Genomic DNA, 17,915 nt, shown 5'->3' with positions numbered 1-17,915 from the left:
CGATCTCCAGCCCTCCAATTGTACGGAGACGTGAATTTAGCGTCGCAGCGCTGATGTGGCACTGCAGCATGTGCAGTGCAGCTTTGATTTAATGCTGAATGAACGGGCAGACGTCAGGTCAGCCGCAGCGCAGCTCCGGCCGTCGCAAGAATGACGACGACAATCCATGGCGGCAGCTTCCAGACCGTCAGCAGCAGGAAGCCGGCCAGCGCGACGCCGAAGTCACGTGGCGTGAGCACGGCGCTGGTCCAGACCGGATTGTAGAGCGCGGCGCCAAGGATGCCGACGACAGCGGCATTGGTGCCGCGCATCGCGGCCTGGGCCTTGGGGCGCAGGCGCAGCGCGTCCCAGAACGGCAGCATGCCGTAGACCAGCAGCAGTCCCGGCAGGGATAAGGCGATGAGCGCGATCGAAGCGCCGGCGAGCCCGTTGGGGGCGGGCTCTGCGACGGCGCCGAGATAGGCCGCGAACGTGAACAGCGGTCCGGGCACTGCTTGCGCCATGCCGTAACCGGCGAGGAAATCCTCGTTGCTGACCCAGCCCGGCGTTACGACTTCCGCCTGCAGCAGCGGCAGCACGACATGGCCGCCGCCGAACACCAGGGCGCCGGAACGATAGAAGGCGTCGAACAGGGCAAGCCCTTGCGAGCCGGTTTTTGCTGTCACCAGCGGCGTGACCAGGAACAAGACCGCGAAAAGCACGAGCGCCGCCGCGCCGTGTCGATGCGATACGGAGAATCCGAGATGGCCGGTTGGAGCGGGTCCGCCTCCGCGGCACAGCCAGAGTCCGGCCAAGGCTCCAAGCGCGATGGCGCCGATCTGTCCGAACGACCCACCGACGAAAACCACGATCGCAACGGCGGCAAGCGCGATGGCGGCGCGTTCGCGGTCCGGCGTCAGGCTGCTCGCCATACCCCAGATGGCCTGTGCGACCACAGCAACCGCCACCAGCTTCAGGCCGTGGAGAATGCCTTCGGCAAACGGGCCAGTGAGGATGCTCGCACCGAGCGCGAAAGCGAAGAGAATGATGGCAGATGGCATGGTGAAAGCGAACCACGCAGCTAACCCGCCGAGCAGGCCGTTGCCGCGCAGGACGCCGAGGGCGAAGCCGACCTGGCTGGACGCCGGGCCCGGCAGGAATTGGCAGAGCGCAACGACGTCAGCATAGCTGCTTTCGCTCAGCCATTTTCGCCGCTCGACGAACTCCGCCCTGAAGTAGCCGAGATGCGCGATCGGCCCGCCGAACGATGTGAGGCCCAATTTGAGGAAGGCGGCGAAAATCTCGGCGATACTGTTCGCGGACTTTTGCGCCATGCAATGCAACTCCAGTGTGGGCTGAAAAGTAGATGCATGTGGCATCTTCAGCCGATCGATCGCGCCAGCACCTGCAAGAAGGAGCGCTTCCACGCGCCCATCGCACATCTGAGAGATAACATCAGGGTAACTGAAAGCGATATTAGAGACTTCGGGAGAAATTCTCACCTGCCTTATCAAGGCATTCGACCGTTACGAGAAGAAGAATTGAAGCCGCCTGGCGCAAGCACCAATCGTGCGGACTCGCTCCGGACTAGGCAATCCATGCCAGAAAGCAATCTTGGCCACCGGTTTACTCGACGTCGCGTTAACAACGCCTTCACCGGGTTTTTACGGAGCGGCATCGCTAGTTACCGTTCCGGAACGCCGCGATCAAGCCGCCAACCGGGTTCACGTACCTGCGCGCGACCATCGGCAGCGGGGAAAGAGCCTAGCCGATATCGCTCTTCGCCAGATCCCACATCAGCCGGTAGATTCCGCTCGAGATGATCAGCGGCTTCAACGCGATATTGCCGGAAAAGCGCAACATGGCCGCAGGCACCGCGCCGACATCGGTCGCATCGATCAGCACGAACCAGTCGCCGGCGCCGGGATTGGGCGCGGACGGATCATCGGTGATCGGCTTCGACAGCGCCGGGTCGCTCTCGATCAGGTGCAGGGAAATAATACCGTCAAGCTCTGCGGGATCGAGATGTTCGCTCAGCGCGGCGCGCAGTTTCTCCTCGCCATCGCCGGTGGGCCGCAACCTGACGATGCCGAGCGCGGCGCCGCGGCCGGTGCCGCGGCTGATCGTGATGCGCGCCACCGCCCGGATCATGTTCTGGAAGCGGGCGATATTGGCGTTCGACCACGCCGTCTGGTTGGCGAGCGCCGCGCGATAGTCCGGGCTGTCCAGCACCTCGAACGTTTCGGTGGAATAGAGGCTGAGATACTTCGGGTTGCCGTCGTGGGCGACGTAGCGGCGGGCTTCGAGGAAGCCGTTGATGGCGACACGCTCTTCGAGGTGTTCGCGATCGTACCAGCGATTGAACTCGGCTTCGTGCTCGGCATCGATATTCATCGACGTCAGCAGCATGCCCTTTCCGGCGATCGGCATTTTCTTGCTTCCTATTTGCTGGCTTGGGACGCCATGTCCGCGATTGCCTTCATTACGGTGTCGCGGACGCCCGGATCGTACAGCGTGTGGCCGGCGCCCTCGACAAAGCGGATTTCGGCTTCCTGCCACACGGCAGCAACCGCATGCGAGGTCGCAGGCGGGCACAGCAGATCATAACGGCCCTGCACGATGATGCCGGGAATGCCTTTGAGCTTACCCGCTTCCCGCAACAACTGGTTCGATTGCATGAAGCAGTCATTGGCAAAGTAATGCGCTTCCATGAAGGGCGTTGTCGGCAGGCCGCGCGATGAATTCAGCGTTGAGCGGTCGAGGCGCGTGCGGTTCGGCGTGTGTTCGGAAAGTATGCGTTCGGTTTCGCCCCATGCCCGCGCGGCAGGAATATGCACGTCGGGATTGGAATCGAGGATGCGGCGGAAATAGGCCTGCAGCGGTTGCGCGCGCTCGCCTTCCGGCAACACGCTCATGAAGTCGTCGTAAAGCCCAGGATAGAACCGCGGCAGCACTTTTAGAAAGCCGTTTTCGATTTCCTCTGATGTGCCCAGGAAAGTAGCGCGAAGCACGATGCCGCTGACGCGGTCGGGATGGGCCTGCGCATAGGCCAGCGCCAACGTCGCGCCCCAGGAGCCGCCGACGACCATCCAGCGCTGAAAGCCGAACTTCTCGCGGATCATTTCCATGTCGGTGATCAGATGCGGCAGCGTGTTGGCTTCGCGACGACCCTTGGGGCGGCTGCGTCCGGCACCGCGCTGGTCGAACAGCACCGCATGAAAACGTTCGGGATCGAACAGCCGGCGATGATCGGGCTGGCAGCCACTGCCGGGCCCGCCATGCAGATAGACCGCTGGAGTGCCATCAGGCCGGCCGATGCTCTCGACGTAGATGTCGTGATCGTCACCGACCGCGAACTGCTCCGACGTCAGCGGCGCAAAGGGGTCGGCGCGTTTGATGGACTTGCCGGCATCGGCATCAGGCGCCATGCTCGCCTTCCGTCTCCAGCGTGCCGCCGGCGAAATTGCGGTAGAGGAAGCGGTCCTGGTGCGCGGCGGCCTCGCGTTCGGCATCCTTGAAGATCTGCTCGTGCATCGGCGACAGCGTGCAGGCCGGATCGGTATTGCCGGCGTCACCCGTCAGCGCAAAAGCCTGGCAGCGGCAGCCGCCGAAATCGATCTCGCGGAACTCGCAGCTCTTGCACGGCTCGGGCATCCAGCCGGTGCCGCGATAGCGGTTGAAGGCTTCCGAGTTCTGCCAGATCCAGGCGATCGAATGGTTTGAGCGTACGGATTCGAATTCGAGCCCGGTGATGCTTTCCGCGGCGTGGCAGGGCAGCACCTTGCCCGCGGGCGAGATGTTGAAAAACTGCCGGCCCCAGCCGCCCATGCACTTCTTCGGCCGCAGCGCGTAATAATCCGGAACGACATAGTCGATGGCGAGGATGCCCTTCAGGCGCGTCGCGGCTTCCTCGACGATCCGGCTGGTTTCCTCGATCTGTTCGAGCGTCGGCATCAGCGCCGCGCGGTTCTTCAAGGCCCAACCGTAATATTGGACGTTGGCGACTTCCAGCCGGTCGGCGTCGAGATCGACCGCCATCTGGATGATGTCGGAGAGCTGGTGCAAATTCTGACGGTGCATGACCGCGTTGACTGTCAGCGGCAGGTCGAGTTCGCGCGTCCATTTAGCGACTTCAAGTTTTTTCTCATGCGCATTTTTCAGCCCTGCGACGCGGTCCGCCACGATCGGCTCGTTGCCCTGGAAGCTGATCTGCACATGGCAGAGCCCGGCATCGGCAAGCGCCGAAAGCTTTTCCCTGTTCAGCAGCACCGCCGAGGTGATGAGATTGCTGTACAGCCCGACATCGGTCGCGTGCTGCACCAATTCCACCAAGTCCTTGCGCGCGGTCGGCTCGCCGCCGGAGAAATGGATTTGCAGCACACCGATTTCGGCGAGCTCGCTCAAGACCTTCTTCCATTCTTCTGTAGTCAATTCGCTGCTGCCGCGGTCGAGCTCAACCGGGTTGGAGCAATAGGGGCACTGCAGCGGGCAGCGGTGCGTCAGTTCGGCGAGCACGGCAAGCGGAATGCCGAACGTCTCCGCGGTCGAACGCTTCTGCTCGAGCACCGCGAGCCCGTCACTGGGCGCGGCGCTGGCTGTTTTGCCGTCTGCGAGGATGTCGGTCATGACGTCTTCTCACGCGCTTCAGTCAGAAAGCCCTTGTCGGCGAGGTCCTGCAGCATGGCGACGACGTCGGTCAAAATCGCCTCGCGCGGCGCGGCATATTTGGCTGCGAGCTGGTCGACCATGTCGGCGACGCTGCGCACGCCGTCGCAAAGTTGCAATACCTCAACTGCGATCTCATCCGGCGCCAGCACCCGCTCCGGCGCCAGGATCACCCAGACCTGGCGCGTCTCATCGAACTTCAAGCGAGCGTGGCGCGGCAATTTCGGCCGGCTCGCCTCGCTCACACTGATGTTGCGGCCTGCAGCCATCGATCGCCAGTTCCTTTGTCGGTTTCCTCGTTAGTTTCCGTGTTAGTTTCCTTGGGGCACGAATGCCCCGGGCGGTATGTGGCCCTCGACATAGGCATGATACAGCGCGTCGAGCTGAACCCATAGCACATTGGTCTTGAAGATCAGCGCGTTGCAGACCGCCTCGCGCTCGGCCGGCGTTTTTGCGTTCGCCTTGACGTATTCCAGCGCAAAACCGGCATCGCGCGTCGCCTGGGTCAGGCGGCGGCTGAAATAGCTCATGATGTCAGGATTGACGAAATCATAGTGCTGCAGCATCCCGGAGATGCGCTCCTCGTGCAGGTTCGGCGCGAACAGTTCCGTAAGCGAGGAAGCGATGGCCTCCAGTGGCGTCTTGTCGCGGCAGAAATGCACATAGGCCTCCACCGCAAATCGCGTTGCCGGCAGGATGCCTTCGGTCGATTCCACATAGGCGCTGTCGAGACCGAGCCCCTCGGTCAGTTTGAGCCAGCGCTCGATGCCGCCTTCGCTGCCCACATCGCCGTCGTGATCCTCGATGCGGTGCCGCCATTCGATCCGGGTCGCACGGTCGCGGAACCGCGAGATCACCATCGCATCCTTCAGCGGGATCGTGCTCTGGTAATAATAGCGGTTCAGTGCCCAGGCCTGCACCTGTCCCTTGTTGAGCTTGCCGCCATGCAACAGCCGATGGAACGGATGCAAGCTGTGATAGCGCGTTGCGCCGATATGGCGGAGGGTCGCCTCCAGTTCCTCGGCGCTATCGAGCGTAATGCCCTTGCCGATCGATAGGGCGGTCATTGCGGGTGCAGCGACGACGTTCACAGCTTGATCTCCGTTCCGTCAGCGGGGATGTGCCAGCCTGCCTGCTCCACGGCCTTGCGCTCGTCCGAGCCGCGCAGCAGAGCGGGGTTGGAGTTGTTGATATGCAGGAACACCTTCGTTCCAACGTCGAGATCGGCGAGGCTCTCGATCGCGCCATGATCGCCCGACATCGAAATATGGCCCATGCTTTGTCCCGTCTTGGTGCCGAGGCCGGCTGCGATCAATTCATCGTCGCGCCACACGGTGCCGTCAAAGAACACCAGTGCAGCGCCCGAAAGGCGCGATTTGAGATCGTCGGTCACGCGTGCGCAGGCGGCCAGGAAATAGAAATACTTGCCGCTTCCTTTGTCCAGAATCCGCAAGCCCAGCGTGTCGCCCGCGCCGTCGCCGCCTGCCGGATGCGCCTTGCCTTCGAGATACCACGCGCCCTTGCCGGGAACCGCGAACGGAAGCACCTCAATGCCTGACGGCTTGCCGTCGGGCAGCGCCGGCTCGAACGCCTTGTCGACCTCGATCGGCTGCCGCTTCACGTTTTTCTCGTTCAGCACATTGAAGATGCTGTTGGATCTGAGAATCGCAAGTACCCGTTCATGCGCATAGAGCGTAAACGGCGAACCCTCGCGCATCGACAACAGTCCCGCGACGGCGTCGATTTCGCCATTGGTCAGGATCACGCCGGCGATCGGGCTGTGCCTGAGCTGTCCAGCCCGGGGATGAAGCGGCGGCGTTGCGGTCACCTGCTGGCGAAGGTCGGGCGAGGCGTTGACGAGAAACCAGTGCTCCCCGTCGGCGCTGACCGCGATCGAGGCCTGGGTGCTCCGCAATTCGGGATGATCGCTTCGTGCTTTCCGGCACACCGGGCATCCGCAATTCCACTGCGGAACTCCGCCGCCAGCCGCGGCGCCCAGGACGACGACGCGAAGCATGATCCGTCTCCTGGAGATTCGAAACTCGAAGATACAAACCAAAAACGCCACGAGGTGGATACCAGCCTCGGACACAATTCCGCACTCGCGGAACGCGTCAGGTCTGGAAGTCCACCTGCGTGAGATTTGATACGCGCTGCCGCTTACTTGCGGGTGGCGCACATATACATGTTGATTTCCATGCCGACCGATACTTCGGCGATTTTCGGTGCCTTCCAGGCCATTTGGTGCTCCTTTTGCTACCGGACGACTTCCGCCCTCGCTGGTTAAAGTACTGCGGATCAAAAAGTTCGCCAGTTAAATCTTTTGCCTGGAACCCCTATTTGTTTATGCTGCGCCGCAAAGAACAAGTCACGGAGTTGTGCGGAGGGCCTTGGTCAAAACAGCGTGGGATCAAGCGTTTCGCGGTTGTTCGCACCACCGCGAATGGCAATTCTGAGTGCGACGGAGCGCTGCCGGCTCCGGATAAAGAACGTGTGAGATGGGCCTTCCGGTTGCGGGGGCTCAACTGGGAGCCAGGTTTCCGCCGATGCCGCGATATTACTTCAACACCCGTATCGGCGATGAGCTGATTTCCGATCCCGACGGCGAAGTGCTCAGGGATCCCGATCGCGCCTGGGAAATGGCGCGTGCCATGATCCGGGAACTGCTCAAGACCGATGGCGCCGACGGTGCGCTTCTCAGCGCCACCATCGAAGTCACCGACGACGATGGCGAGATCGTGCTGGAGTTTCCGTTCGCCGAAGCGATTCTAGATGCGCCTGGCGGTCCTATCACCAGGCACTGACGGCGCGCTGTACCGGCGTCGGAGCTTCGTGTTCGCTCGGTTTTGCGATGCAACTTCCGGGCGCAAGTTTTGCGATTGCGCACCGGCGGATAAATATTGGAGAGTGCCGGCCGGAAAGCCTCCGGCGCCGGTGCGAGCCCGCGCGAAGAGAGAGGCTTCCGCCAGGGAGAACGCCCATGATGAGCTATTTGTCGGTGCCGCGCAGCGTGCTGCTGTCCGGCGCATTCCTGAGTGCCTTCATACTAAGCGCGGCTGCCCAGCAGTCCGCCGAACCGCCGGCTGCCGCCCAGCAGCCCGCCGAACCGCCGGCTGCCGCCCAGCAGTCCGCCGAACCGCCGGCTGCCGCCCAGCAGCCCGCCGAACCACCTGCCGCTCAGCAGCCTGCTACGCCGCCGGCTGCCGGCGCGCCGCCGCCCGCCGGTACCGCGGCATCACCCTCGCTTCCGCCGGGATCGCCGCTGATCGGACGTCCCGCGGGCAACGATGCCGCCGCCAAGCTGGCGCCGATCGCGCCGCCGCCGATCCCCGCGGCGCCGGACAAGCTGCCGACGGCAAAGCTCAAGGTGCCGGCCGGCTTCAACATCGAGGTCTATGCCGCCGGCATGGCGAATGCCCGCTCGCTCGCGCTTGGCGACAAGGGCACGGTGTTCGTCGGCAGCCGCCTCGTCGACAAGGTCTATGCCATCGTCAACAAGGACGGCAAGCGCGAGGTCAAGGTGCTGGCTTCCGGCCTGTACCGGCCGAACGGCGTCGCCTTCAAGGACGGCACGCTCTACATCGCTGAACTGTCCAAGATTTCCAAGATCGAGAAGGTCGAAGACAATCTGGATAACCCGCCGAAGCCGACCGTGATCTTCGACAAGCTGCCGAAGGATGAGGCCCATGGCTGGAAGTTCATCGCCATCGGTCCCGACAACAAGCTCTACGCTCCCGTCGGCCAGCCCGGCAACAACGTGCTCAACGATGACGAGCATGGCCTGCTCCGCCGGATGAATTTTGACGGTTCGGGCGCGGAAGTGATCGCCCGGGGCCTGCGCCACACCGTCGGCTTCGATTGGCATCCGGAGACCAAGCAGCTCTACTTCACCGACAACGGTCGCGACTGGATGTCGGAAGACGTGCCCGAGGACGAGCTGAACCGGATCACCAAAGTCGGCGAACATTTCGGCGCGCCGTTCTGCCTGCAGGGCAACATCGTCGATCCCGAGTTCGGCTGGGGCAAATCCTGCGACGAATACACCGCGCCGGTAGGGCTGTTGGGCCCGCATTCCGCAGCGCTCGGCATGCGCTTCTACACCGGCAACATGTTCCCGAAAGCCTACAAGAACGCGGCGATCATCGCCCGGCACGGCTCCTGGAACCGCTCCAAGAAGGTTGGCGGCGATGTCGTCATTGCCAAGCTGAACAAGGACGGCACCATGAAGTCGCTGGAGCCGTTCCTCACCGGCTTCCTGGAAGACAACAAGTATATCGGCCGTCCGGTCGACGTGCTGCAGATGAAGGACGGTTCGCTGCTGGTCTCCGACGACTACAACGGCGCCGTCTATCGCATCACCTACGGCAAGCAGAAGACGGCGGGCAAGTCGTAGTCCAGCAACAACCGTCATTGCGAGTAGCAGTCATTCCGGATGGTGCGTAAGCACCAGACCCGGAATTTCGAGATTCCGGGTTCGATGCTTCGCATCGCCCCGGAATGACGACAGTGCCGGGAAAAGGCCGATGCGTAAAACAATAATGGCGCTGGCGTTTGCCTCTATCGCCTTATCAGCAAGCGCCGAAACCATCGAACAACGCATCGCGCCGTGCCTCGCCTGTCATGGCGAGAAAGGCCAATCGGAAACCGAAAACACGCCGTCGCTTGGCGGCCAGCAGGCGCCCTATACGCTGATCCAGCTTTTCATGTTCCGCGAGAAGTTGCGCGTCTTCGAGCCGATGAATGAGATGACGAAGCCGCTGACCGACGACGATCTCCGCCTTTTCTCGGACTTCATCGCCAAGATGCCGAAGCCTGAGCCGCCAGGGGAAAATGGCGATCCGGCGCGGATGCAGCGCGGCCAGGCGCTGGTGCGGCAGCATCGCTGCGATAGCTGCCATAACGGCGACCTCGCCGGCAAGGAAAACGTCCCGCGCATCGCCAACCAGCGCGAGGATTATCTTGCCAAGACGCTTGGCGAGTACAAAGACAATAGCCGCCACGGCTACGACGCCAGCATGGCCGACGTGATGGCGCCGATCTCGCCGGAGCAGATCGCCGATCTCGCCTATTACATTGCCCATATGCGCTAAATCCGGGCGGCGGCCCCGCTGGCATTGCCCGGCGCGCGGCGCTACAAGGGCGGCAATTGGATGGAGTTTTGCATGCAAGAGCTATGGCGACTGTCGGCTGCGGAAATGGCCTCACTGATCAGGTCGAAAAAAGTCTCGGCGAAAGAGGCGGCGACCGCGGCGCTGGCGCGGCTCGACGCGGTCAATCCCAAAATCAATGCTGTCGTTGACCACAGGCCCGAGGACGTTCTTTCTCAGGCTGCCGCCATCGATGCCGCGATCGGGCGCGGCGAGGATGCCGGTCCGCTGGGCGGTGTGCCTGTTACCGTGAAAGTCAATATCGACCAGCAAGGTTTTCCCACCACCAACGGGCTGAAGCTGCAGCGCGACGCGATCGCCAAGAGCAACAGCCCGGTGATCGACAATTTGCGCAAATCCGGCGCGGTCATTCTTGGTCGCACCAATTGCCCTGCGTTCTCCTATCGCTGGTTCACCACCAACCTCATCCATGGCGACACCAAGAATCCCCGTGACCCCGGCATCACCCCCGGCGGCTCGTCCGGCGGTGCAGGTGCTGCGGTCGCAGCGGGCATCGGGCATATCGCGCACGGCACCGACATTGCGGGATCGATCCGCTATCCGGCTTACGCCTGTGGCGTGCACGGCTTGCGGCCGACCATGGGACGCATCGCGGCGTTCAACGCGGCGCTCCCCGAACGGCCGATCGGGCCGCAGATCAGCGCCGTGTCGGGCCCGCTGGCCCGCACCATCGGCGATATCAGGATCGCGCTGGCTGCGATGTCGGCGCAGGATTATCGCGATCCCTGGTGGGTGCCGGCGCCGCTCGAAGGGCCGGCAATGCCGAGGCGCGTCGCGATGTGCCTCAACCCTGGCGGCCTTGATCCTGTACCTGAAGTCAAAGCTGCGGTGGTGGACGCCGGCAAGCGGCTCGAGCGCGCGGGCTGGATCGTCGAGGAAATCGCCGACACGCCGCCGCTGCGCGAGGCCGCCGATCTGCAGACGAAACTCTGGCTCGGCGACGGCTATGAGGCGCAGTTGGAAGCCGCCGAGCGCGAAGGCGATCCCGGCGCGCTGGCGTGCCTGCGCGGCAACCGCGCGAAAGTGCATCCCTTCGACCTGTCGAAAGCGCTGACACGGCGTGCGACGCTGACCCGCGAATGGCTGGGGTTCTTCGAACAATATGCCGTGCTGCTGATGCCGGTATCGGGCGAATTGCCGTTCCCCGATCAGCTCGACCGCAAGGACGAGGCGTCGTTTGCGCGCGTCTGGCATGCGCAATTGCCGCAGATCGCCATTCCCTTCATGGGCCTGCCCGGGCTAACGGTTTCGACCGGACTGGTCGGACGCGTTCCCGTCGGCGTGCAACTGGTTTCCGGGCGCTATCGCGAAGATCTCTGTCTCGCCGCAGGCGAGGCGGTGGAAGCCGGCGGAACGCCTTCGGCAGCGATCGATCCGGCGAGCTAGAGCATGATCCCGAAAAGTGGGTACCGGTTTTCGGATAAGATCATGCTCCGGTGACAATAGAGAGGACGATGTCAGGCGTTTATGATTTTACGGCGCAGTCGCTTACCGGCGAAGACATTCCGCTGAAGCGGTTCGAGGATCAGGTGCTCCTGATCGTCAATACTGCCAGCGCCTGCGGGTTCACGCCGCAATACAAGGGCCTGGAGCAGTTGCATCGTGAACTGGCGCCACGCGGCTTTGCGGTGCTCGGGTTTCCCTGCAACCAGTTCGGCGGGCAGGAACCGGGCGATGCCAAGCAGATTGAGCAATTTTGCGCAGGCAAATATGACGTAACGTTTCCGATGTTCGCCAAGATCGACGTCAACGGCAGCCATGCGCATCCGTTGTTCAACCATCTGAAGAACGCGAAATCGGGGCTGTTGGGTCCGTCGATCAAATGGAATTTCACCAAATTCCTGGTCGACCGCTCGGGCAGGGTGGTCGGGCGCTACGCCCCAACCGCGACGCCCGAGGGAATCAGAAGAGAAATCGAGGCACTGCTGTGAACGAGACCAACAAAGCAATGAGCGACCAATTCCCCGACCGTCTTTCGGTCGATCCGAGCAGCCCGTACTACAACGCCGAGATCCTCGCGCGCGACGTCGGCATTCGCTTCAAGGGCGTCGAGAAGACCAATGTAGAGGAATATTGCATCAGCGAGGGCTGGGTGCGCGTCACCGCAGGCAATGCCAAGGATCGCTACGGCAATCCGCTGACCATCAAGGTGCACGGCCCGGTCGAGCCGTATTTCCGCGACAAGGCGAAGTCTTGAGCCAAATCTGCATCAACCGTCATTGCGAGGAGCGAAGCGACGAAGCAATCCATCCATCCGTATGCGCGGCTCGATGGATTGCTTCGCTTCGCTCGCAATGACGGCAGAAGGGACGCGGTGGCGAAGATCGCAGGGAAGCCGCTGTTCCGGCTACTCGCCGAACGCCATGGCCGGGAGGGAAAATCCGATCTCTATGCCGAGATGAAGGCGCTGGCGGCGTAGGGCCGGATGCCATAGGAAAGACTGGAATCGGTGGCCTGGACAGGGCATTCGCTCTGGCGCCGATCATGGATTTCCGGGCCGCCAGTTTACCGCTCATCCATCGTTGAAGGACGCCGCGATCTTGGCCACCACGCTTCCCCAACTCTCGCTTGCGAAGGACAAGATCCGCGTCTTGCTCCTTGAAGGTGTCAACGACAGCGCCGTGCAGATAATCGAAACTGCCGGCTATTCCAACATGACACGCCTGTCCAAGGCGCTCGAGGGCGATGCGCTGAAAGAGGCCATCAAGGGGGTGCATCTGCTCGGCATCCGCTCGCGCACGCAAATCACCAAGGAGGTTCTCGACGCTGCGGACCGCCTGATCGCGGTCGGATGTTTCAGCGTCGGCACCAACCAGGTGGACATTGAGGCCGCGCGCCGGAGCGGGATTCCGGTGTTCAACGCGCCGTTCTCCAACACGCGGAGCGTGGCAGAACTTGTAATCGGCGAGATCGTCGTCCTGCTGCGCCGGATCGTCGCGCGCTCCAACGCCGCCCATGAGGGACGTTGGGACAAGTCGGCCAACGACAGCTATGAGGTGAGGGGCAAGACGCTCGGCATCATCGGTTACGGCAATATCGGCTCGCAGCTCTCCAACCTCGCGGAAGCGCTGGGCATGCGGGTGATCTTTTATGATCACACCGACAGGCTTCGTCACGGCAACACCGAGCCGACCGCGAGCCTGCATGAGCTTCTGACGCAAAGCGATGTCGTGAGCCTGCATGTGCCGGAAACTCCCGCCACGAACGGCATGATCGGGCGCGAGGAGATTCGCGCGATCAAGCATGGCGCGTATTTCATCAACAACAGCCGCGGCACTGTCGTGGACCTCGAGGCGCTCGCCGAGGCGCTGCGGGAAAACCGGCTCCGCGGCGCCGCAGTCGACGTCTTTCCGGTCGAGCCGCGCTCGAACTCCGAGCGCTTCGTCTCGCCGCTGCAGGGCCTGGAGAACGTCATCCTGACGCCGCATATCGGCGGTTCGACCGAGGAGGCGCAGGAGCGTATCGGCGCCGAAGTCGCGCGCAAGCTGGTCGATTACAGCGATTCCGGCTCGACCATGGGCGCCGTCAACTTCCCGCAGGTTCAATTGCCGCCGCGGCCGTCAGGCACGCGTTTCATTCAGGTGCAGCGCAACCTGCCGGGAATGCTCGGGCGTTTGAATGAAGTGCTGGCGCGTCATGCCGTCAACATCGCCGCGCAATATTACGAGACCGCGCACGACGTCGGCTACGTGGTGCTGGACGTCGATGCCTCGGCCGCCGACGGCCAGCGCGTGCTCGCGGACATCCGGGCGCTGGAAGGCACCATCCGAGCCCGGTTGCTCTATGAGTACAAGTCCTGAGACGGATTCCCAGATCAGCCCTCGGACAATAACCCCTTCTCGATGGCTGATTGCCTGTTCCTGAAAATGGCCATCGCGGTCTTCATCCGCAGGAAGCCGAACTTCGCATACAACGGCTCGCGGCCCGCGACCGCATAGAGGATTATCTTCGCGTGTCCTTGTGATTTGGCGAGCAGTCTTTCGATAAGCTGTTTTCCGAGACCTGTTCCTTGATGGCTCGGCAAAACCGCGACGTCGCAAAGATACGCGCAATCGCGTCCGTCAGCCAGGACGCGACCGGCGCCGACGAGGCGGTCGCCATCGCGGGCAAAGCAGCAGAACATGCTGTTGCCGAACACCACTTCGAGATCGGCCGCGTTCTTGGTGCCGAGCGGGGCAGCCCGATAGAGCGCTTCGAGTTCCTGCCAGTCCACGCCGTCGCGGCTGTCGCTCCAAATGACCGTCATCGCGAAGGGCTCCGCGCCGTCCTATGACAGCCGCATGTCCAATAACCGCCGCCCCTCGGTCTTCAGCAGTTTCTTCACCGTGCTGGAGGCGGCGATCTCGCCCTGGTTGGCGTAGGCCTCGTGGTTCTTCTCGATGTCCTCGAGCCGGTAGAGGTAATTGACCATGATGCCTGCAGATTCCCGCAGGCCCTTGGGCGAGAGGTCGCCGAGCCAGTCGATCTTCTCCAGCCGTGCGCCGTTGCCGATGTGGAAGCGGGCCACCGAATCGACCAGTCGGCCCTTCGGTGTGCGGGCTTTCAGGAAATAGTACGCCGCCAGCGGTTCCAGCACGGTGCGCAATTGCGCGGTCAGTTCGTCGTTCTCGAACCAGTCCGGCTTGTCGAGGCTTTCGAGCAGTATCCGCTCCTCATCGCCCAGCGGAACATCGTCGGCCTGTTTCAGCCATTGCATGAAGCCCGGCACCGGCGACAGCGTGATGAAGGTGTCGAGCTTCGGCAGTTCGCGCCGCAACTCCTCGACCACCTGCTTGATCAGGAAGCTGCCGAAGGAAATGCCGCCAAGCCCTTTCTGCGTATTCGAGATCGAATAGAACACGGCGGTGCGCGCGCGTTCGATCGGCACCGGTTGCCGTTCGGCGGCAAGCAGCGGTGCGATCGCGGTCGGAATTGTCTCGGTCAGCGCGACCTCGACGAAGATCAGCGGTTCGTCGTTGAGCTGGGGATGGAAGAAGGCGTAGCACCGCCGGTCGACGGGATCTATGCGGCGGCGCAAATCGTTCCAGTCGCGGATTTCGTGCACGGCTTCATAGCGAATGATCTGTTCCAGAATATTGGCCGGCGTCGACCAGTCTATCCTTCGCAGCACGAGAAATCCCCTGTTGAACCAAGAAGACAGCAAATGCACCACGTCGCGATCGAGCGCGGCCAGATCCTTGTTGCCCTTCATCAAGGAAAGCAGGTCGGCGCGCATCGCCACCAGCTCGCTGGTGCCGCCGGGCGCACGGTTGAGCCGGCGGATCAGCTCCTGCCGACGCGGCTCGGACGCAAAATGAAGGTCGCTGGCATCGCTGTCATTCGGCTGGCTGCGCCAGCTCTCGATCGCCTGCGACAGCTTCTCGCGGTCGGGGCCGAAGTTGCGGGCCAGCGTTTCGAAGAAGGTGAGCCGGCCGGCGGCGTCGAGATCGTGGTAGCGATCGAGCACCTCGCGCGCCATCGCGGTGCCGGAGGCTTCGCCGCGGCCCGACAGCAGCGCTTCACATAACTCGATCAGCTCCGAAGCGTCCTGGCCGTCGTCGGACGGTCCGGCCCGCCGCAGCAGTGTACGGCCGCGTTCTGATATCGTCGCGAGAAGATCGGAGAAAAAGGCATTGGCCATGTGGCGGGTCGAATCCAGCGGGGGGTTTTGCGGAATCTTACATGGGATTTAGGTCGGTGCCGATCACAATCAAGAAGTCCAGGTCGTCATGCCCCGCCATCGCCTCGGCGAGCCTGATGACAGGCTCCTGCGGGGTATCCAGTACGCCGCGGCCTGTTCGTTAATCATCACCGCCTCTGGAATACTGGATTACCCCGCCTTCGCGGGTAATGACGTCAATACAATGTCGTTTACCTCACTCCTTCCCCGCGAATTCCGTCGGTGTTTTGCCGGTAACCTGCCGGAAAGCATGGGAAAACGCCGGCACGCTGGCATAGCCCAAATCCGAGGCAAGCTGCTTGACGGAGACGCCGGCATCCGTCGACAGCTTCTCGATCGCCGCTGCAATCCGGGCGCGCTGGCACCAGCTCTTGAAGCTCAATTGCGTCTCCGACGAGAACAGCCGCGACAACGTCCGCACCGAGGTGCCGACCTCGCGCGCCAGCGTTTCGATCTCATGGTCGCCGGTTGGGTCCGCGAGCACGATGTCGGCGGCGCGCCGGCAGCGCAGCTCGCGCGGCAGCGGGATGAACGTCGCCGAATCTTCGGCCTGGTCGAGCTCCATCATGGCCAGTCGCAGCAGAAGCTCGGTTCGCTCGCGGTCGCCGCGATCGTCGAACAAAGCCAGGATGGTCTGATGCAGGAGCGGCGACACCCGCACCACGAATTCGGCATCCAGGCTGTGGCTGCGCACTTCGCGCTGCAGCCAGTCGAGTTCGAAATAGAGCGTACGCATCTCGATATCGGCGAGCACGTCGATCGCATGCTCCGATAGCGCGGGCACCCACACCGCACGGTCCGGCGGTACCAGCCAGCGGCCCTTTGGCGTCGTCACCTGCATGGTGCCCCTCGCCGCATAGACGAGCTGCGCCTCGCGGTGCATGTGGGTGTCGAGCCGGACGCCCTTCCGGTAGCTGTTCGCAATCATGTGGATGCCGTCGCCGGTCGAGATGCGGCGCCCGATAATGGCGGCAATTGGCTTTTCGGCGATATTCATTGGCGACATCCCGTCAGGACAACCCCGTATAACCTATTTCGGAAAATTGCGGGATTCGGGAATCGACCATGAACAGCCCAAAGAACAGCGCAAGCCGGGTGATCACTTTCGTCAACGCCGCCCACTTCATCGACCATTATTCGATGCTGATCTTTGCCGCCGCCGTCATCATCATGGGCCCGGCGCTCGGCATGGCCTATTCGGAGCTGTTGCCTTACGCCACCCCGGGCTTCGTCGCCTTCGGCGCAGGCTCGCTGGTCACGGGCTGGCTCGGCGACCGCTGGAGCCGGCGCCACATGATGGTGATCTTCTTCTCAGGGATCGGCGCGTCGATGATCGCCGTCGGCTTCGTGCAAACGCCCTTGCAACTCGGCGCGGCACTGCTGGCGATCGGCCTGTTCGCCTCGATCTATCATCCGGTCGGCACCGCGATGATCGTGTCCTATGCCGACAAACTCGGCCGCGAAATGGGCCTGAACGGCGTCTGGGGCAATCTAGGCGTGGCGTCCTCGGCGCTGGTCACCGGCGTGATCGGGCAGTATCTCGGCTGGCGCTGGGCCTTCATCGCGCCGGGAATCGTCACGATCCTGATCGGCGCGGCCTTTGCGCTGATGGTAGTGCACGAGGACCGAACCGGCACCAGGCAGGCCGCAGCGCAGGCGCGGGTTGCGAAAGAAGACATGTGGCGGGTGTTTTTGGCGCTTTTGATCGTGGTGATCGCGATATCCACGACCTTTAACGCCATCACCGTGGCGATGCCGAAACTGTTCGCCGAGCGGTTGGCCGGCCTGACCAACAGTCCGGCCCTGCTCGGGGTGATCGCGGCCGGCGTCTATGTGTTCGGCGCGATGACGCAATATACCATAGGCAAGCTGATCGACCATTATTCGTTGAAGGCCGTGATGCTGCCGCTGTCGTTCCTGCTGGCGCCGTTCATGTACTTCGCGGCGACGCTGTCGAACCTGCCGCTGATCATCGCGTCCATCGGCATCGTGATGGGTGCGTTCGGGCAGGTCACCGTCAACGACGCCATGGTCGGCAAATACACCACCGAGGAATGGCGCTCGCGCGCCTATTCGGTGCGCTACTTCGTCGGCTTCACCGCGGCCGGCGCCTCCGTCGGCCTGGTGGCGTGGCTCTACGAAAAGGGCGGCTTCGTCACCATGCTGCAGGCGTTCGGCGCGCTGTGCCTTTTGGTGATCGTGGCGGCGATCATCCTGCCGCAGGAGATCAAGGTACCGGCCGCGCAAACCGCGCCGTGACATCACTAATCAATTGATCATGCACCCTTTCCGTCATGGAAGGCGGGCACGAGGCCGGCATGACGAACGGAGGTGCTGGCCCCTGCGACCCGCGACGATTTGTTGCGGCGCAATAGCTCCGCTGTGCGGCCGTGAACTCAAACAGAACACTTGACCATCGCCACCCTCCTTGTGTGAGGTGAGCG

19 protein-coding genes are annotated in these 17,915 nt (G+C 62.7%); 8 read left to right on the top strand and 11 right to left on the bottom strand.

Going from position 1 to position 17,915, the window contains the following annotated elements:
- Positions 1–113: 113 nt before the first annotated feature.
- The 8 genes from chrA to pqqA all read right to left on the bottom strand — a co-directional run bounded on the left by chrA (position 114) and on the right by pqqA (position 6,885).
- Complete coding sequence (chrA, locus tag V1290_RS11860; protein ID WP_334364564.1) at positions 114–1,313, bottom strand: chromate efflux transporter; 1,200 nt, start codon at positions 1,311–1,313, stop codon at positions 114–116.
- A gap of 430 nt (positions 1,314–1,743) precedes the next feature.
- Positions 1,744–2,409, bottom strand: coding sequence for a hypothetical protein (locus V1290_RS11855; RefSeq protein ID WP_334364563.1), 666 nt, complete (start codon positions 2,407–2,409; stop codon positions 1,744–1,746).
- Between the two features lie 11 nt (positions 2,410–2,420).
- Positions 2,421–3,407, bottom strand: coding sequence for a prolyl aminopeptidase (gene pip / locus V1290_RS11850; protein WP_334364562.1), 987 nt, complete (start codon positions 3,405–3,407; stop codon positions 2,421–2,423).
- The gene (pqqE, locus tag V1290_RS11845; RefSeq protein ID WP_334364561.1) at positions 3,397–4,605 is read right to left on the bottom strand and encodes a pyrroloquinoline quinone biosynthesis protein PqqE; all 1,209 of its coding nucleotides are present in this window, start codon (positions 4,603–4,605) and stop codon (positions 3,397–3,399) included. The genes pip and pqqE overlap by 11 nt, the downstream gene beginning before the upstream one ends.
- On the bottom strand, positions 4,602–4,913 hold the full coding sequence (gene pqqD, locus V1290_RS11840) for a pyrroloquinoline quinone biosynthesis peptide chaperone PqqD (RefSeq protein WP_334364560.1): 312 nt from the start codon (positions 4,911–4,913) through the stop codon (positions 4,602–4,604). Before pqqD ends, pqqE begins: the two co-directional genes overlap by 4 nt.
- A gap of 42 nt (positions 4,914–4,955) precedes the next feature.
- Entirely contained in the window at positions 4,956–5,711 is a 756-nt protein-coding gene (gene pqqC, locus V1290_RS11835; RefSeq protein ID WP_334369004.1) for a pyrroloquinoline-quinone synthase PqqC, read from the bottom strand.
- 20 nt (positions 5,712–5,731) lie between these two features.
- Positions 5,732–6,661 carry a pyrroloquinoline quinone biosynthesis protein PqqB gene (gene pqqB, locus V1290_RS11830; protein ID WP_057841834.1) on the bottom strand — a complete coding sequence of 310 codons (930 nt, stop codon included), beginning with the start codon at positions 6,659–6,661 and terminating at the stop codon, positions 5,732–5,734.
- Between the two features lie 143 nt (positions 6,662–6,804).
- Positions 6,805–6,885: a pyrroloquinoline quinone precursor peptide PqqA gene (pqqA, locus tag V1290_RS11825; RefSeq protein ID WP_082637312.1), complete on the bottom strand. Its 81-nt coding sequence runs from the start codon at positions 6,883–6,885 to the stop codon at positions 6,805–6,807.
- A gap of 305 nt (positions 6,886–7,190) precedes the next feature.
- On the opposite strand from pqqA, the gene V1290_RS11820 reads away from it, so the two are divergent.
- The 7 genes from V1290_RS11820 (at position 7,191) to serA (ending at position 13,612) form a co-directional block, all read left to right on the top strand.
- On the top strand, positions 7,191–7,448 hold the full coding sequence (locus V1290_RS11820; RefSeq protein WP_028347078.1) for a DUF6894 family protein: 258 nt from the start codon (positions 7,191–7,193) through the stop codon (positions 7,446–7,448).
- Positions 7,449–7,624: 176 nt separating this feature from the next.
- A complete protein-coding gene (locus tag V1290_RS11815; RefSeq protein WP_442894983.1) occupies positions 7,625–9,037 on the top strand; it encodes a PQQ-dependent sugar dehydrogenase in 1,413 nt (470 codons plus the stop codon).
- Between the two features lie 130 nt (positions 9,038–9,167).
- Complete coding sequence (locus tag V1290_RS11810; protein ID WP_334364559.1) at positions 9,168–9,734, top strand: c-type cytochrome; 567 nt, start codon at positions 9,168–9,170, stop codon at positions 9,732–9,734.
- A gap of 72 nt (positions 9,735–9,806) precedes the next feature.
- Positions 9,807–11,198: an amidase family protein gene (locus V1290_RS11805; protein ID WP_334364558.1), complete on the top strand. Its 1,392-nt coding sequence runs from the start codon at positions 9,807–9,809 to the stop codon at positions 11,196–11,198.
- 68 nt (positions 11,199–11,266) lie between these two features.
- Positions 11,267–11,743 carry a glutathione peroxidase gene (locus V1290_RS11800; protein ID WP_334364557.1) on the top strand — a complete coding sequence of 159 codons (477 nt, stop codon included), beginning with the start codon at positions 11,267–11,269 and terminating at the stop codon, positions 11,741–11,743.
- Between the two features lie 17 nt (positions 11,744–11,760).
- Positions 11,761–12,009 (top strand): DUF3297 family protein, encoded by a 249-nt coding sequence (locus V1290_RS11795; RefSeq protein WP_057841831.1) that lies wholly within the window; start codon positions 11,761–11,763, stop codon positions 12,007–12,009.
- Positions 12,010–12,352: 343 nt separating this feature from the next.
- Positions 12,353–13,612 carry a phosphoglycerate dehydrogenase gene (serA, locus tag V1290_RS11790; protein WP_334364556.1) on the top strand — a complete coding sequence of 420 codons (1,260 nt, stop codon included), beginning with the start codon at positions 12,353–12,355 and terminating at the stop codon, positions 13,610–13,612.
- 14 nt (positions 13,613–13,626) lie between these two features.
- On the opposite strand, the gene V1290_RS11785 is transcribed toward serA, so the two are convergent.
- The 3 genes from V1290_RS11785 to V1290_RS11775 all read right to left on the bottom strand — a co-directional run bounded on the left by V1290_RS11785 (position 13,627) and on the right by V1290_RS11775 (position 16,468).
- Positions 13,627–14,058, bottom strand: a complete 432-nt coding sequence (locus V1290_RS11785) for a GNAT family N-acetyltransferase (protein WP_334364555.1) — start codon at positions 14,056–14,058, stop codon at positions 13,627–13,629.
- 21 nt (positions 14,059–14,079) lie between these two features.
- A complete protein-coding gene (locus V1290_RS11780) occupies positions 14,080–15,432 on the bottom strand; it encodes a malonyl-CoA decarboxylase (protein ID WP_334364554.1) in 1,353 nt (450 codons plus the stop codon).
- 235 nt (positions 15,433–15,667) lie between these two features.
- Complete coding sequence (locus tag V1290_RS11775; protein WP_334364553.1) at positions 15,668–16,468, bottom strand: AraC family transcriptional regulator; 801 nt, start codon at positions 16,466–16,468, stop codon at positions 15,668–15,670.
- Between the two features lie 68 nt (positions 16,469–16,536).
- On the opposite strand from V1290_RS11775, the gene V1290_RS11770 reads away from it, so the two are divergent.
- Positions 16,537–17,730, top strand: a complete 1,194-nt coding sequence (locus V1290_RS11770; protein ID WP_334364552.1) for an MFS transporter — start codon at positions 16,537–16,539, stop codon at positions 17,728–17,730.
- Positions 17,731–17,915 lie beyond the last annotated feature (185 nt).

Source organism: Bradyrhizobium sp. AZCC 1578 (assembly GCF_036924675.1).
GTDB lineage: Bacteria > Pseudomonadota > Alphaproteobacteria > Rhizobiales > Xanthobacteraceae > Bradyrhizobium.
The sequence above is the reverse complement of the archived record's forward strand: the minus strand, read 5'-3'. Positions and strand labels throughout refer to the sequence as shown.

Bases quoted from the DNA above. Each gene is read 5' to 3' on its own strand.
- chrA (WP_334364564.1), bottom strand. From the start codon at position 1,313: ATGGCGCAAAAGTCCGCGAACAGTATCGCCGAGATTTTCGCCGCCTTC.
- V1290_RS11855 (WP_334364563.1), bottom strand. From the start codon at position 2,409: ATGCCGATCGCCGGAAAGGGCATGCTGCTGACGTCGATGAATATCGAT.
- pip (WP_334364562.1), bottom strand. From the start codon at position 3,407: ATGGCGCCTGATGCCGATGCCGGCAAGTCCATCAAACGCGCCGACCCC.
- pqqE (WP_334364561.1), bottom strand. From the start codon at position 4,605: ATGACCGACATCCTCGCAGACGGCAAAACAGCCAGCGCCGCGCCCAGT.
- pqqD (WP_334364560.1), bottom strand. From the start codon at position 4,913: ATGGCTGCAGGCCGCAACATCAGTGTGAGCGAGGCGAGCCGGCCGAAA.
- pqqC (WP_334369004.1), bottom strand. From the start codon at position 5,711: ATGACCGCCCTATCGATCGGCAAGGGCATTACGCTCGATAGCGCCGAG.
- pqqB (WP_057841834.1), bottom strand. From the start codon at position 6,661: ATGCTTCGCGTCGTCGTCCTGGGCGCCGCGGCTGGCGGCGGAGTTCCG.
- pqqA (WP_082637312.1), bottom strand. From the start codon at position 6,885: ATGGCCTGGAAGGCACCGAAAATCGCCGAAGTATCGGTCGGCATGGAA.
- V1290_RS11820 (WP_028347078.1), top strand. From the start codon at position 7,191: ATGCCGCGATATTACTTCAACACCCGTATCGGCGATGAGCTGATTTCC.
- V1290_RS11815 (WP_442894983.1), top strand. From the start codon at position 7,625: ATGATGAGCTATTTGTCGGTGCCGCGCAGCGTGCTGCTGTCCGGCGCA.
- V1290_RS11810 (WP_334364559.1), top strand. From the start codon at position 9,168: ATGCGTAAAACAATAATGGCGCTGGCGTTTGCCTCTATCGCCTTATCA.
- V1290_RS11805 (WP_334364558.1), top strand. From the start codon at position 9,807: ATGCAAGAGCTATGGCGACTGTCGGCTGCGGAAATGGCCTCACTGATC.
- V1290_RS11800 (WP_334364557.1), top strand. From the start codon at position 11,267: ATGTCAGGCGTTTATGATTTTACGGCGCAGTCGCTTACCGGCGAAGAC.
- V1290_RS11795 (WP_057841831.1), top strand. From the start codon at position 11,761: ATGAGCGACCAATTCCCCGACCGTCTTTCGGTCGATCCGAGCAGCCCG.
- V1290_RS11785 (WP_334364555.1), bottom strand. From the start codon at position 14,058: ATGACGGTCATTTGGAGCGACAGCCGCGACGGCGTGGACTGGCAGGAA.
- V1290_RS11780 (WP_334364554.1), bottom strand. From the start codon at position 15,432: ATGGCCAATGCCTTTTTCTCCGATCTTCTCGCGACGATATCAGAACGC.
- V1290_RS11775 (WP_334364553.1), bottom strand. From the start codon at position 16,468: ATGAATATCGCCGAAAAGCCAATTGCCGCCATTATCGGGCGCCGCATC.
- V1290_RS11770 (WP_334364552.1), top strand. From the start codon at position 16,537: ATGAACAGCCCAAAGAACAGCGCAAGCCGGGTGATCACTTTCGTCAAC.